This is a genomic window from Oceanobacter kriegii DSM 6294, from assembly GCF_000422845.1.
Taxonomy (GTDB): Bacteria; Pseudomonadota; Gammaproteobacteria; order Pseudomonadales; family Oceanobacteraceae; genus Oceanobacter; species Oceanobacter kriegii.
This window is the reverse complement of the sequence record NZ_AUGV01000017.1, coordinates 37,336-50,716: the sequence shown is the minus strand read 5'-3', so window position 1 is coordinate 50,716 and position 13,381 is coordinate 37,336. Positions and strand designations below refer to the sequence as shown.

General features: G+C 54.7%; 13 protein-coding genes. 3 read left to right on the top strand and 10 right to left on the bottom strand.

The annotated features are described in order from the left end of the window. Window positions 1–95 precede the first annotated feature (95 nt). The 8 genes from murB to G516_RS0109680 form a co-directional block, all read right to left on the bottom strand. Window positions 96–1,166 (bottom strand): UDP-N-acetylmuramate dehydrogenase, encoded by a 1,071-nt coding sequence (gene murB, locus G516_RS0109715; protein ID WP_169449519.1) that lies wholly within the window; start codon window positions 1,164–1,166, stop codon window positions 96–98. A gap of 4 nt (window positions 1,167–1,170) precedes the next feature. Continuing rightward, a complete protein-coding gene (locus tag G516_RS0109710; RefSeq protein ID WP_028293491.1) occupies window positions 1,171–1,671 on the bottom strand; it encodes a low molecular weight protein-tyrosine-phosphatase in 501 nt (166 codons plus the stop codon). Beyond that, on the bottom strand, window positions 1,671–1,886 hold the full coding sequence (locus G516_RS0109705; RefSeq protein WP_028293490.1) for a Trm112 family protein: 216 nt from the start codon (window positions 1,884–1,886) through the stop codon (window positions 1,671–1,673). Before G516_RS0109705 ends, G516_RS0109710 begins: the two co-directional genes overlap by 1 nt. Continuing rightward, complete coding sequence (lpxK, locus tag G516_RS0109700; protein WP_036535670.1) at window positions 1,879–2,859, bottom strand: tetraacyldisaccharide 4'-kinase; 981 nt, start codon at window positions 2,857–2,859, stop codon at window positions 1,879–1,881. The genes G516_RS0109705 and lpxK overlap by 8 nt, the downstream gene beginning before the upstream one ends. After that, window positions 2,856–4,640 (bottom strand): lipid A export permease/ATP-binding protein MsbA, encoded by a 1,785-nt coding sequence (gene msbA, locus G516_RS0109695; protein ID WP_028293488.1) that lies wholly within the window; start codon window positions 4,638–4,640, stop codon window positions 2,856–2,858. The genes lpxK and msbA overlap by 4 nt, the downstream gene beginning before the upstream one ends. After that, window positions 4,630–5,052 (bottom strand): ExbD/TolR family protein, encoded by a 423-nt coding sequence (locus tag G516_RS0109690; RefSeq protein ID WP_028293487.1) that lies wholly within the window; start codon window positions 5,050–5,052, stop codon window positions 4,630–4,632. Before G516_RS0109690 ends, msbA begins: the two co-directional genes overlap by 11 nt. Further along, a complete protein-coding gene (locus tag G516_RS0109685) occupies window positions 5,049–5,687 on the bottom strand; it encodes a MotA/TolQ/ExbB proton channel family protein (protein WP_028293486.1) in 639 nt (212 codons plus the stop codon). Before G516_RS0109685 ends, G516_RS0109690 begins: the two co-directional genes overlap by 4 nt. A gap of 99 nt (window positions 5,688–5,786) precedes the next feature. Further along, window positions 5,787–8,336: a DNA internalization-related competence protein ComEC/Rec2 gene (locus G516_RS0109680; RefSeq protein ID WP_028293485.1), complete on the bottom strand. Its 2,550-nt coding sequence runs from the start codon at window positions 8,334–8,336 to the stop codon at window positions 5,787–5,789. A gap of 57 nt (window positions 8,337–8,393) precedes the next feature. Here G516_RS0109680 and G516_RS0109675 point away from each other — a divergent pair, with 57 nt between their 5' ends. Next, window positions 8,394–8,936 (top strand): DUF2062 domain-containing protein, encoded by a 543-nt coding sequence (locus G516_RS0109675; RefSeq protein WP_028293484.1) that lies wholly within the window; start codon window positions 8,394–8,396, stop codon window positions 8,934–8,936. A 143-nt stretch (window positions 8,937–9,079) separates the two neighbouring features. Here the strand turns inward: G516_RS0109675 and G516_RS0109670 are convergent, their stop codons facing one another. Continuing rightward, window positions 9,080–9,775, bottom strand: coding sequence for an ABC transporter ATP-binding protein (locus G516_RS0109670; RefSeq protein WP_028293483.1), 696 nt, complete (start codon window positions 9,773–9,775; stop codon window positions 9,080–9,082). Next, window positions 9,768–11,018 (bottom strand): lipoprotein-releasing ABC transporter permease subunit, encoded by a 1,251-nt coding sequence (locus G516_RS0109665; protein ID WP_028293482.1) that lies wholly within the window; start codon window positions 11,016–11,018, stop codon window positions 9,768–9,770. The genes G516_RS0109670 and G516_RS0109665 overlap by 8 nt, the downstream gene beginning before the upstream one ends. A gap of 343 nt (window positions 11,019–11,361) precedes the next feature. Here G516_RS0109665 and G516_RS0109660 point away from each other — a divergent pair, with 343 nt between their 5' ends. Next, window positions 11,362–12,390, top strand: coding sequence for an agmatine deiminase family protein (locus tag G516_RS0109660; protein ID WP_211225091.1), 1,029 nt, complete (start codon window positions 11,362–11,364; stop codon window positions 12,388–12,390). 15 nt (window positions 12,391–12,405) lie between these two features. Beyond that, window positions 12,406–13,302: a carbon-nitrogen hydrolase gene (locus G516_RS0109655; RefSeq protein ID WP_028293480.1), complete on the top strand. Its 897-nt coding sequence runs from the start codon at window positions 12,406–12,408 to the stop codon at window positions 13,300–13,302. Window positions 13,303–13,381 lie beyond the last annotated feature (79 nt).

Below are 13,381 nucleotides of genomic sequence, written 5' to 3'. Positions count from 1 at the left end.
CTCACTTCGGATACGCCGAAACAGCGCCAGAACAGCAGCAAAGAAAAAGCCCCGGTCGCAAAACGATCGGGGCTTTTTTGATTCAGCGGCAAACGTTAGCTTGACGAGCCAAACAATTGCGGCTCACGCTCCAGCGTCACACCGAACATCGTCTGCACATCAGCGATGATCTGATCACTGACATCCAACACTTCATCCAAAGTGGCACCCTGTTGGGCAACCAACACCAAGGCCTGCTGGTCGTGCATGCCGACATGACCTGATACACGCCCTTTCCAACCGGCTTTTTCAATCAACCAGCCAGCTGCCATCTTGATCTTGCCCGGCTCATCAACGGGGTAACCCGGCACAGACTCAAACCGATTTAAGATAACGGTATAAACTTCTTGATCAACCACAGGATTCTTGAAAAACGACCCTACATTGGCAATCACCGCCGGATCGGGCAATTTCGACTGCCGAATAGACACCACGGCATCAATTAAGGCACTTGGCGTCGGCAGCTTCTCAGTGAATTGAGCTTTCAACGGCGCATATTCAATGTTCGGCTGAAACTGCTTTTTTAACCGAAACGCCACCCGGCAGATCACCGCATCACCCAGCAGAGCTTGCTTGAAGACCGAATCCCGATAGCCAAACTGGCATTCAGCCGCCGTCATGCGCCGCTGAGTGCCCGTGGAAAGCTGATAAACATCGACAAATTCAATAAGCTCAGCCACCTCAACGCCATACGCGCCAATGTTCTGAACCGGGGCTGCGCCCACCGAGCCGGGAATCAAGGCCAGATTTTCGAGCCCATGACCATATTCAAGACTGGCCAACACCCAGTCATGCCAGACAACCCCCGCATCCACCACAACAAGCACCGAATCAGCGTCTTGCTCCAGCACTGTAATGGCGGTCATTCCCGATTGGACAACCAGCCCCTCAATATAAGGCACCGGCAGCACATTGCTCCCGCCACCCAATACGAAGAATGACAACGATTGACGCTCAGCCCAACGGTGCAAATCAGCTAACTGCTGTATTGATTGGAAGCGGCTGAAATAGGCCGCACGAGAAGGAAGTTTCAGCGTGCATTGAGCCGTCAGATAAACGTCTCTCTGAAAACCAAGACTCTGAATTCCTGATTCATCGAACGATGAAGACGTAAAAGTAGATTGCACAGGGTTACATCCGCGCCTGAATATCTGCCAGCAAACCGGTTGCCGCAGACTCAATCAAATCCAGCACATGCTCAAAGCCCTGATCGCCACCGTAATATGGATCTGGCACTTCAACTTCATCAAACTCATCAGCAGCAAAGCTCAGAAACAGCCGCACAACCTGATCCTGTTTGATATCCGACTCCGACAATCCGGACGCTAGCCCATGAATATCAGCCATATTGCTGCGATCCATCGGCAGTATGTAGTCGTAAAAACCAAAGTCTTCGAGAGTCAGCTGGCGCGCCCGCAAGGAGTCCAGCTGATAGCCCCTGCTCGCTGCTGCCGCCGTGGCACGACGATCCGGCCTTTCACCAACGTGCCAACCACCGGTGCCGCAAGAATCGACTTCAATCTGGTCGGCCAGACCGGCGTCCGCAACGCGTTTGAGAAACACGCCATGAGCGGTGGGCGACCGACAGATATTACCCAGACAAACAAACAGCACCCGAACAGGACGATCCATTACTCGCCCACACCCGCTTTGGCGCTATCAGAACGCTCGATCTTTTCTTCAGCAGACAGACGACGCGCTTCCCCTTCCAGCATCACAGGCACACCATCGCGTACAGGAAATGCGATGCCATCAAAGGTACAAATCAGTTCCTGGGCTTCTTTTTCATACTTCAGTTTGCCCTTGCATACAGGACACACCAACATGGCCAGCAATTGCTTATCCATTTCTTTTTTCTCCCCAGGTAGTCAGTAGCTTGTCGAGTTTACGGCGGGTAGCCTTGTTGAACACCGGATCAACCGGCACAAACCAGGCATTATCCTCCACCAGATCCCGACATTTCACCCAATCCTTTTCAGTCATCACAATTGGGTGTTCATCTTCAAATTTCAGGTCATCAGCCACAAAGGGGTGATGATCCCCGAACGCATGTTCGATTGGCTCCATCCCCATATCACGCAGGGTTTGGAAAAACCGGCCTGGATTGCCAATACCGGCAACCGCATGCACTTTCTGTCCTTGCAACGCCGAAGGCTCCATCTCACTCAGGGTTTTGGCATTTTTCAGCCCCTGAGGCTCCAGCACAAAATCTTCGCCGTTACGAATCACGCAATCCACGTTTTGCAGACGGGCAGCAGGCTCACGCAGCGGGCCAACCGGCAGCAACCAGCCATTGCCCAGCCCACGCTTGGCATCCACCACTACTATCTCAGCAACACGAGGCATGGAGTAATGCTGCAATCCATCATCACTGAGAATGATATCGACCTTACCGGTCAATGCTTCAACCGCCCGACGACGAACCGGATCAACCACAACAGGGCAGCCAAGCCGGTTGTGCAGCAACCAGGGTTCATCGCCACACTGGGAGATAGGCGTATCCTGCCCCACCCATAGTGGATATTTGTCTGACTTGCCGCCGTAACCCCGGCTGACAATGCCCACCGTCAGTCGTTGGGCATGGGCGCGCTCGACCAACCAGGTAATCAACGGGGTTTTACCCGTACCGCCAACGCTGACATTACCGACCACAATCACAGGTGCGTTCACCGCTTTAGGTGGGAACAAGGCATAAACCACCTGGCGAACCAGCACCACCACCCAGAACAGCCAATGCAACGGCAACAGCCAGATGTTATGCCAGGCAGACTTGTACCAACCCTGCTCTATCGATGATTTAACACGGTCCAGCAAACTCATCCGGCATCACCCGATGCTTCGGCACTGAACTGCATTTGGTGCAATTGATAGTAAACACCCTGGCGAGCCAGCAATTCATCGTGCGTGCCGTCCTCTACCACACGACCACTGTCCATCACCAGAATACGATCAACGCTTTCAATAGTGGACAGACGGTGTGCAATCACGAAGGTGGTTCGACCTTTCATCACCTCTTCCATCGCGGCCTGAATGTAGCGCTCCGAACCGGTATCTAACGCCGACGTTGCCTCATCCAGCACCAGCACCGGGGCGTTTTTGAGGATCGCCCGAGCGATGGCAATGCGCTGACGCTGACCACCAGACAACAACACACCATTGTCACCCAACTGGGTGTCGTAGCCGTGGGCCAGCTGATCAATAAATTCATCGGCATGAGCCGCTTTGGCCGCTGCGCGAATTTCTTCATCAGAGCAATGGCGCAGTGCGCCGTAGGCAATGTTTTCTTTCACCGTGCCATCAAACAGCGTGACCTGCTGACTGACCAGCGCAATTTGAGAGCGCAGGTTTTCCAGCGTCAGCTCATTGATGTTTTCACCGTCGAAACGAATTTCACCCGACGTCACATCGTAAAAGCGCGGCAGCATGCTCACCAGACTGGTCTTGCCACTGCCTGATTTGCCCACCAGAGCCACCGAAGTGCCCGGCTGAATATCGACACTGACGCGATCCACCGACGGCACATCGGAGTTGCCATACACCAGCGACACATCACGGAATTCCACATGCCCGGCAACGCGACCAAGCTCCTTGGTGCCGTTGTCGTTTTCTTCCTTGGCGTCCATCACATTAAAAATGGACTCAGCCGCCGCCATACCACGCTGAATAACCGCATTGACGTCACTCAAGGAGCGTAGCGGCTTGGCAATCAGGGAGGCTGCAGTAATGAACTGGAAGAAATCCGCACTGCCCATCGAACCAGACACCACCCGCTGGAACATGATGAATACCATCACACCCAGGCCAATCGACACAATTTGCTGCGTCAGAGGCACGCTCACCGCACTGGTAAAATCGAACTTCAGCGCCTGCTTCTTGTTGTATGCACTGGCCTTCTCGAAGCGGCTTTGTTCGTAGTCGATCGCACCAAAAGCGCGAACGTCGCGGTAACCCTTGATGGAATCGTTGGTAACCTGAGTCACATTGCCAACCGAGTTTTGTACCCGACGGCTGTAACGACGAAAGAACCGGCTAGCCATGGCCACCACGGCAACGATAAACGGCACCAACACCAAAAATACCAGCGTTAGCGTGGCATCCAGGTAAATCAGATAGCCCATCAGGAAAATAACTGTCAGACCTTCCTGCACCACAGTAGTCAGAGCGCGAGTGGACGCCCCCGTGACCTGGTCGACATCAAACGTGACGCGGGAAATCAAGCGGCCACTGGATTCAGAGTCGTAGTAACTGCTCGGCAGCCTGCTCATTTTATTGAACAGATCAACGCGCAGTGAGTGCACGACGTTACGTCCAACAATCGCAATGAAGTACTTACCAAGAAAGGTACCAATGCCTCGATAGAAGAAAGTACCCATCAGGAAAAAGATAACGGTATAAACCTTGGCATCGGTCGGATTACTCAGCGTATCGTCAACCATGCCCATCAAATGGGCCAATACCGGCTGGGCCGAAGCAAACAACGCCAGGCCGATGATGGACACAAAAAACGCCGCCTTGTGTGGCCAAACATACTTCAGTAGTCGGCCATACAGTTCGCGGGTATTTGCGTCCGGGGAAGGTTTGCGGTCTTTTTTAGCGCTCATCCGGGTCCTGCTGTGTGGTGATGCTCAAGTTAACCAGCCCAAGCTGGCCTGCCGCATCCATGGCTTTTACCACGGCACCGTGCGGTGCTTTGGTATCAGCGGTAATCACGACGGGGGCTGATTCACGACCATTCAGGGTCTTGTGAATCGCACGACGCAAGGTATCCAGCTGCTGGTTCACCAGCGACTGGGCATTTACCTGATACGTTCCCTCGGCCGAAACCACAATTTCGATAGCTTCTGCTGGCGCATTGGAAGGCTCAGCACTGGCCTCCGGCAGATCGATGTTCAGATGGCTTTCTTCCTTGAAGGTGGTAGAAACCATGAAAAAGATCAGCAGCAAAAAAACAATGTCGATCAATGGCGTGAGGTTAACCGTGACCTCCTCTCGCCGCTGGCGTTTGAAGTTCACTTTTTAACCTCAGCGCTACCATCAACCACTTCACGATCACCGTGCAGAACGTCCACCAGCTTGAGGGCTTCCTGTTCCATAAACACGACAATTTCATCAACCCGACGTTGCAGAGTGCGGTGACACGCCAGCGCTGGAATCGCAATAATCAAACCCGCAGCGGTGGTCACCAGTGCCTCGGAAATACCACCAGCAAACAAGCCAGCATTCCCCGTACCCTGAATCATGATTTCGTTGAATACCTTGATCATGCCGATCACAGTACCCAACAAGCCCAGCAGCGGCGCGATGGCAGCAATGGTGCCCAATGCGTTCAGGTAGCGTTCCATTTCGTGGATTTCCTGAGACGCCACTTCCTCGATGCTTTCTTTCATGATGTCGCGGCCGTGACGGGAATTCACCAGACCCGCCGCCAAAACACGTCCAAGCGAACTGCTGTCCTGCAGCTCTTTAATGCGTTCCGCATTCAACTGTTTGCCCTTCATCCAGCCCCACACCTGAGCCAACAGATCGGCCGGTGCAATTTTGGACGGACGCAGGGTCCAGAAACGCTCAACGCTGATTGCCAGTGCCAGTACCGAACAGATAATGATCGGCACCATCATCCAACCACCACTCTGGATGATCTCGAACATGGAAACGCTCTCCGTAAGTCAATTTGCGCGCTACTCTAGCACAAGCCAATTCGAACAAGTAAGACTGAGCGCAAGCTCAATAGAACTGCGCCCGGCAGTTTATCGGCTCTGCCGCCAGGGCGGCTGCCAAACTGATGAAAAGGTGTGCAATTTGCCGTCGGCTGCTAGAGAAATCAGCCCCGTTTTCCAGCTGACACAGACAACACTCTCTGACAAGCGTTCGATAACCTTTGGATGAGGATGTTTGTAGGGATTGCCAAAGCCCGCGGAGACAATGACCTGCACCGGATTCACCATCGCAATGAACTTCTTGTGCGAACTGGACCCACTGCCGTGATGGCCTGCCACCAGCACGTCGGACGCCAGTTCATCGCCGTACACATCCATCAGATGGAGCTCCACCGACGCTGAAATATCCCCCGGCAACAGCACACGAACCTCACCAAACCTTAGCTGCATGACACACGAACTGTCATTGCCATTCTGTCGCTTGTGCTCAGCAACCGGAAAGAACCGATAGTCCAACCCACCCAACGAATGCCACAGCGTCGGCTCCTGCGTATGACAAGACATCATGCGAGATTCCACCAGTGAATGCTGCCGGGGTGGCAGTAGTGGCAAATACTCAGTGGCGGGCTCACCACCCACAAGCTGCTGCCGTCCGCGCTGAACATCATTCTGGTAACGTTGCAGCCAGGCCGACAGACCGCCGGCGTGATCTTTGTCGGCGTGACTGAGCACCAAGGTATTTACCTCCGCGTGCGGATGACTGCCCAGACGTGGAATCAATACACGCTCAGCGATCGAAAACCCATCGCGATTGCCGTAACCCAGATCGTAAACCAACGAGCCTTCACGGCCACTGGCAATCACCGCCAACCCCTGGCCGACATCCATAAAATACACCCCAACGAGGTTCTGCCTTGGCGCCAACACCAACACGGCCAGCGCCACCACTTGCATCAGAGCCAGCCAAACCGGCGACACCAGCCTTGAAGCCAACACAACCAATAACAGCCAGCCGAGCACACCTGACCAAGGCAGTTGATACAGCACCGGCCACTGCAAGCTGGCGAACCATTGCAGCAGCTGCCACCAAAGCCCATCCAGAAATCCCCAGCTAACATCGAGCCAACCTATGATTTTCTCCGCACCTGGCGCGCTTCCAATAACGCCGCCCAAAAGCGCTCCGCACAGCACTTTAGACAGTACAGCAAGCAAGGCCGTCAGCAGCGCCGCGGGCAACATCACCAGAGTCATCAAGGGGATACAAATCAGATTGGCAACCACCGACACACTGGGCTGACCGGTATTAACGAGCAGTAACAGCGGCACCAGGCCCACAAACACCAGCCATTGGGGCACCAATGCAGTACCCAATACCGTTAAACGCCGTCCTCGTAACAACATCAGCAAAAGAGCAACCGCACCAAACGACAACCAGAACCCTGCAGCCATGAACATCATGGGATTGACCCACAGGACCACCGCCACGGCCACAGAGATCGCCAGAGGCACCGGCACTCGCAGTCCGCGTTGCCATACAAACAACCCGACCAACACCATCAACCAGGATCGTATCAAGGCGATTCCTGCACCAGCCAGCAACACAAACGCCGCCGACAGCATGACCACCAGCACAATTTGAAGCCAGTGCCGCCAACCGACCGTCAAAGGAACAAACAGCCCAACTATTCGAAGCAGAATTGAAACCAGCCCGGCAACGGCCAGCACAACCATGCCCATATGCAGACCGCTGACCACCAGCAAGTGCACGGTTCCGGTTTGCTTGGCCAGGTGCCAGTGTTGGCTATCGAAGGCCTCTTGCTGACCAAGCACCAAACCTTTTACCCAGCGCTGGGCATTATCTGGTAGCGGATCAATCAAAACCGTCTTAGCCTGAGAACGAACAGCTTCCACCAGCCCAACCCATTGCTGATACAGCGACGGCTTAATGATTTGCTCTGACAAGCGAATCCCGCCCTCCCTGGCAACGACATAACCCCGCGCATCCAGACCTTTCTGAATCGCCCAGGCCTCATAGTCGAAGAACAAGCCATTCAGCATCGCAAACGGCGCGCGAAGCCTGACGGTAGCCGTGATGTGATCACCAGCCTGCATCCTAAAGGCCGAGCGATACAACGACAGGTCCAGCTTACGAACAGAGACTTCCGGACAATCAATCCAGTGATCGACCACCACGCGAGCTTTCTGCCGGGCAAGAATGAAGGGCGTATAGCCGTTACCGGAAGCGAGGTGAATATCGGTATTTTGGTAGGGAGAAGTACTTTTGAGCTGAGGCTCTACCGATTCAATCCAGAACACACCCTGGCATTGAATGCGATCCAGCGAAGGCGGCAGACGATGCTGCAATTGTTGCTGTAGCCACAGGTGTCCCCGAGCCACAGAAACAACCAGAATCAGCAACACGGCAAGAATCAGCCAAGGACGGTTCAGGAAACGAGTTAAGCAGTGATGTAAAAAGCCCGGCGCATGAACAGTCCGTCCAGGTCGCAAAGCCACAAAAAGTGCGAACAAAACCGCAGTAAACACACCCAACAGCGGCAGCCATAGCCATTGGGCCAATAGCTCGGAGAGGAGGACGCCAACAATGACACCCAACGCAGCAGTCAGAAACAGGTATTCCATTGCCACTCCATGGCAGAGTCGGCATAATCGCGCCGCATTGCATTAACGGCCGGTTTCATGCCCAAGAAATTTTTCAAACGCGTCTTTCCAAGCCCGGAAGACATTCAGGGCAATAAGTCCCTGAGCTTTTTGGCGCCCTTGTTTGCCAATCCCAACCTGTGGCATCTGAATCGCCGTTCGGTATCCCGTGCCTTTATGGTTGGCTTGTTCGCCGCCTTTTTGCCGATGCCGTTCCAAATGGCCATTGCCGCCCTGTTCGCCTTTTGGGCCAACGCCAACGTGCCCATTTCCGTTGGACTCGTTTGGGTAAGCAACCCGGTTACGATACCACCGCTGTTTTACGGCACCTATCTGTTTGGCACCTGGATTCTGAACTCGCCGCACCGCGAGTTTCACATTGAATTGACCGTCGACTGGGTGCTCTCGGAGCTGTCGCAGGTATGGGAACCCTTGTTGGTTGGTTCACTTGCCGCAGGCATTATTGCCGGGGTACTGGGTTATTTCATTGTTGATTGGTTCTGGCGCAAGCACGTATGGGATAGCTGGAAGAAGCGTAAGCATCGGTTTGGCCGGACCAACTCGCAAAACCAGTCCAAATAAGCCCGTTCACCGAGCACGACAGTCCAAAACGCGACAGTCCAAACAACAAAAAGCCCGCTGATGAATGTCACCAGCGGGCTTTTTTATTCAGTTCGCTTTTTTCAGCTCACGCCTTTCAGCTGACTTCCTTCAAGTCACTTCCCTCAACTCACTTCACTGGCATCCAGAATCAGCGTCTGGTCTTTCAAGCGCATGCAGCGATCCATTCGTGAGGCCAACGCTTCATCGTGGGTTACCAGCACAAAGGCAGTGTCACTGGTGCGAATCAGCTCCAACATAAGGCTTTCTACCTGTGCTGCGGTTTGCTGATCCAGGTTTCCCGTAGGTTCATCCATCAACACCAGCTTGGGACGATTCACCAAGGCGCGGGCAATCGCCACACGCTGACGTTCACCACCAGACAGTTCCGCGGGCTTATGCTGTCCCCGCTCGGCCATGCCCAGTGCCGACAAGCACTCCAGTGCACGCGCTTCGGACTGCTTGCGAGACAGACCACCCAACAGCAGCGGCATCATCACGTTTTCCAAGGCCGTGAATTCCGGCAACAGATGATGAAACTGGTACACAAACCCGAGCTGCTGGTTACGCAGCAAGGTGCGCTGGGTTTCGTTCAACCCTTGAATAGACTGTCCGCCAATGACTACTTCTCCGGCGTCGACAGTATCCAGCCCACCCAACACGTTCAGCAAGGTGGTTTTACCAGAACCGGACGAGCCCACGATCGCGAGGGTCTCACCGGCATTCAGATCGAAACTAACGTCCTTCCATACCGTGACCGACTGCGGGCCACTGGTGTAGGTTTTCAGCAAGCCATTCGCTTGCAATACCGGATTACTCATAACGCAGCGCCTCCGCAGGTTGAACCCGGGACGCCCGGTAAGATGGATAAAGAGTCGCCAGGAAGCTCAACAGCAACCCCGAGCCGGTAATAACGGCGACATCGCTCAGTAGAAGCTCCGAAGGCAAGTAAGAAATAAAGTACACATCGGCGCTCAGTATCTTGAAGCCAAAGGCATTCTCAGCCCAGGCCACCAAATCAGAAATGGTCAAAGCGCCCAGAACACCCAATGCGGTTCCCAGTACAACGCCCACCAGCCCGATCGACAAACCCTGCACCATAAAAATGGCCATAATGGTTCGAGGGCGCGCGCCCATGGTACGCAGAATGGCAATATCTGCCTGCTTGTCGGTCACCACCATGACCAGAGTGGAAATAATGTTGAAGGCAGCCACGGCGACAATCATCAACAGCAGCAAGCCAATCATGCGCTTTTCCATATGAATGGCCGCAAACAGATTGCCGTGCGTACGAGTCCAGTCACTGCCCCAGGCGTAACCATTCAGGTTGTTGACGATGCGCCAAACGGTTTCCGGCGCCTTGAACAAGTCGTCCAGCTTCACCCGCAAGGATTCAGCCTCACCACCAATACGACCCAGCTTGCCGGCATCAACAATATTGATTACCGCCAGGTTCGCATCCAGCTCGGCACCAACCGAGAACGTACCCGCGACAGTCAGACGACGCACTCGTGGGATCACACCGGCCGGGCTCATCGTCGCCTCAGGCAGCATCAGCGTAATCTTGTCGCCCTTGGCAACTCCCAGATTACGAGCCAGCAAATCCCCCAGCAGCACCTTGTAACTGCCCGGCTGCAAATCTTCCAAAGCACCGGATTTGATATGGTCTGGCAAGATCGATACATCGCGCTCCGCCGCAGGCTCAATGCCAGTTAGCATCACGCCTTTGACGCGACCGTTCACGCCCAGCATGCCTTGCAACCGGGTCAGCGGCGCAACGGCTTCGACGCCATCGAACTGATTCACCTCATCGGCCAGCGCCTGCCAATCGGCGATACCACCCGGCTGATAGATCACACCGTGAGGTACCATGCCCAAAATGCGCTGGCGCAATTCGCGGTCAAAGCCGTTCATTACCGACAACACAATGATCAGCACCGCCACGCCCAGCGTCATCCCCACCATGGAAGACGCCGAAATAAACGAAATAAAATGATTGCGGCGCTTGGCCGCCAAATACCTGAGACCAATCCCAAGCGGCAACTTGCCCGGTGACAATGCCATAAAGTGTACTGCTCCTGTCCCTACGAAAATCCAATCACATAAACCCATTCGCCAAGCCAGCAATCAGCTGCCGAAACCTGCTATCAAAGCAGGTTCCGAGTATTGGTTGCCGACCAAGCCTGAAACGCTGCGCAAGTGTGCCCCAAGCCAGTCAAAAAGCCAAAGCCGGTGCCGCTGCAACCAATTATCGGCCCACGCCCACCGATCAGGGATTTTTACCTGTCCGCATCTGTACCTGACGACAAAACTTGCCATAATCGCGCTTTCAGATTTGCCCACCTCACGAGGGTTCCGGCAAAGCCACAAAAACCGTAAGAAAGAGATCGGTCTATTGAACAAACGCATGCCCGCGGAATGGGAAGCCCAAACCGCCGTCCAACTCACCTGGCCTACCCGTACCAGCGACTGGGCACCATTCCTGCCACGTATTGAGCCGGTATTTCATGCTCTGGTTGCGGCCATCAGCCAGCACCAGAATGTCATTATCAGCTGTGGTAACCCGCAGGACTGCAATCGTTTGTCACACCTGTACCAGAACCACAAGCAGGTCGAAATTTTCCCGGTTGAAAACAACGATACCTGGGCCCGCGACCATGGCCCAATCAGCGTCTATCTGGACGGCAAGCTGAGCTTTGTTGATTTTCAGTTCAATGGCTGGGGCGGCAAATACGAACACGATCTCGACAACCAGATCAGCAACCGGCTGAATGCCCTACAGGCATACAGTTTCGGCAAAGGTCCATTGCCAATGGAACCGCGCAACATGGTGCTGGAAGGTGGCAGTCTGGAGACCGACGGCAAAGGCACACTGCTGACGACCGAGCATTGCTTGCTGAACCCGAACCGCAATCCATCGCTGTCACGTGCAGACATTGAAAGCCGCTTGCAAGAGTCTTTGGGCATCGAACGGGTGTTATGGCTGAAGCATGGCCACCTGGAAGGTGATGACACCGACGCCCACATCGACACACTGGCGCGTTTCTGCAACCCGACCACCATTGCCTACTGTCAAGCGCGCCAGTCAGACGACCACTACGAATCCTTGCATGCCATGGAGCAAGAGCTGCAACAGCTGCGTCAGGCCGACGGCAGCCCGTATGTTCTGGTGCCACTACCACTGCCTTCGCCGGTATACAGCGACGACGGCGATCGCCTGCCAGCCACCTACGCCAACTTCCTGATCATCAACAACGCCGTGTTGCTGCCGGTATATGGTGTAGCGGAAGATACCGTCGCGGTAGAACGCATCATGCAAGCCTTCCCGAACCATTGGGTGCACCCGATCAACTGTCGCCCGGTCGTTGAGCAATATGGCTCTCTGCATTGCCTGACTATGCAGATCCATACGCCTGAATCCACTGTAAAAGCCTGATTGCGAGAAGCCCACATGAGCAAACACCTCACCGTCGCCGCCGTGCAACAGGCGTTTCATGGCAGCAAAGAAGCCACCCTGGAAAAAACCGAAGCACTGGTGCGCGAAGCCGCAGCAGCCGGTGCTGAACTGGTGTGCTTGCAAGAGCTTCATGCTGGCCCGTACTTCTGCCAGCACGAAGCCGCCGATATTTTTGACCTCGCCGAAGCACTCGACGGCCCCACCGCCCAACGGTTAGGCGCACTGGCCGCCGAACTGAACATCGTATTGGTGGGCTCTATCTTTGAGCGTCGTGCCAAAGGCGTGTACCACAACACCGCCATTGTGTTTGACCGCTCTGCCGAGCTGTGTGGTTTCTACCGCAAGATGCACATCCCGGAAGACCCGGGCTTCTACGAGAAGTACTACTTTATTCCAGGCGACGCCGACGAACCGGGTTTCGAGCCTATTGAAACCTCCGTCGGCAAACTGGGCGTACTGGTGTGCTGGGATCAATGGTATCCGGAAGCCGCCCGCCTGATGGCACTGGCCGATGCCGACATCCTTATTTACCCAACCGCCATTGGTTGGGAACCGGCTGAAGAAAAAGACGAAAACGAACGTCAAACCGATGCCTGGGTTACCGTGCAGCGTGGCCACTCTGTGGCTAACAACCTGCCAGTGGTATCCATCAACCGCGTTGGCCACGAAGTCGACCCAAGCGGTGCCAGCGACGGCATCCTGTTCTGGGGTAACAGCTTCATCACCGGCGGACAGGGCGAGTACCTGGCATTGGCCGACCGCGAAACCGAACAGGTGTTACTGGCTACCATCGACATGGACCGCACCGAACAACTGCGCCGTATCTGGCCATACTTCCGCGACCGCCGTATCGACGCCTATGGCGATATCACCAAGCGATACCGCCGCTGAGTACTTGTTGATTTGAGGCTGGTGAGAGCTGGCTCGCGATTAGACAAAAATTAAAAAGCCGAATTCGAGAGAATTCGGC

Excerpts from the sequence above, each read along its gene's own strand:
- G516_RS0109710 (WP_028293491.1), bottom strand. The coding sequence starts at position 1,671 with ATGGATCGTCCTGTTCGGGTGCTGTTTGTTTGTCTGGGTAATATCTGT.
- G516_RS0109705 (WP_028293490.1), bottom strand. The coding sequence starts at position 1,886 with ATGGATAAGCAATTGCTGGCCATGTTGGTGTGTCCTGTATGCAAGGGC.
- lpxK (WP_036535670.1), bottom strand. The coding sequence starts at position 2,859 with ATGAGTTTGCTGGACCGTGTTAAATCATCGATAGAGCAGGGTTGGTAC.
- msbA (WP_028293488.1), bottom strand. The coding sequence starts at position 4,640 with ATGAGCGCTAAAAAAGACCGCAAACCTTCCCCGGACGCAAATACCCGC.
- G516_RS0109685 (WP_028293486.1), bottom strand. The coding sequence starts at position 5,687 with ATGTTCGAGATCATCCAGAGTGGTGGTTGGATGATGGTGCCGATCATT.
- G516_RS0109680 (WP_028293485.1), bottom strand. The coding sequence starts at position 8,336 with ATGGAATACCTGTTTCTGACTGCTGCGTTGGGTGTCATTGTTGGCGTC.
- G516_RS0109675 (WP_028293484.1), top strand. The coding sequence starts at position 8,394 with ATGCCCAAGAAATTTTTCAAACGCGTCTTTCCAAGCCCGGAAGACATT.
- G516_RS0109670 (WP_028293483.1), bottom strand. The coding sequence starts at position 9,775 with ATGAGTAATCCGGTATTGCAAGCGAATGGCTTGCTGAAAACCTACACC.
- G516_RS0109665 (WP_028293482.1), bottom strand. The coding sequence starts at position 11,018 with ATGGCATTGTCACCGGGCAAGTTGCCGCTTGGGATTGGTCTCAGGTAT.
- G516_RS0109660 (WP_211225091.1), top strand. The coding sequence starts at position 11,362 with ATGCCCGCGGAATGGGAAGCCCAAACCGCCGTCCAACTCACCTGGCCT.
- G516_RS0109655 (WP_028293480.1), top strand. The coding sequence starts at position 12,406 with ATGAGCAAACACCTCACCGTCGCCGCCGTGCAACAGGCGTTTCATGGC.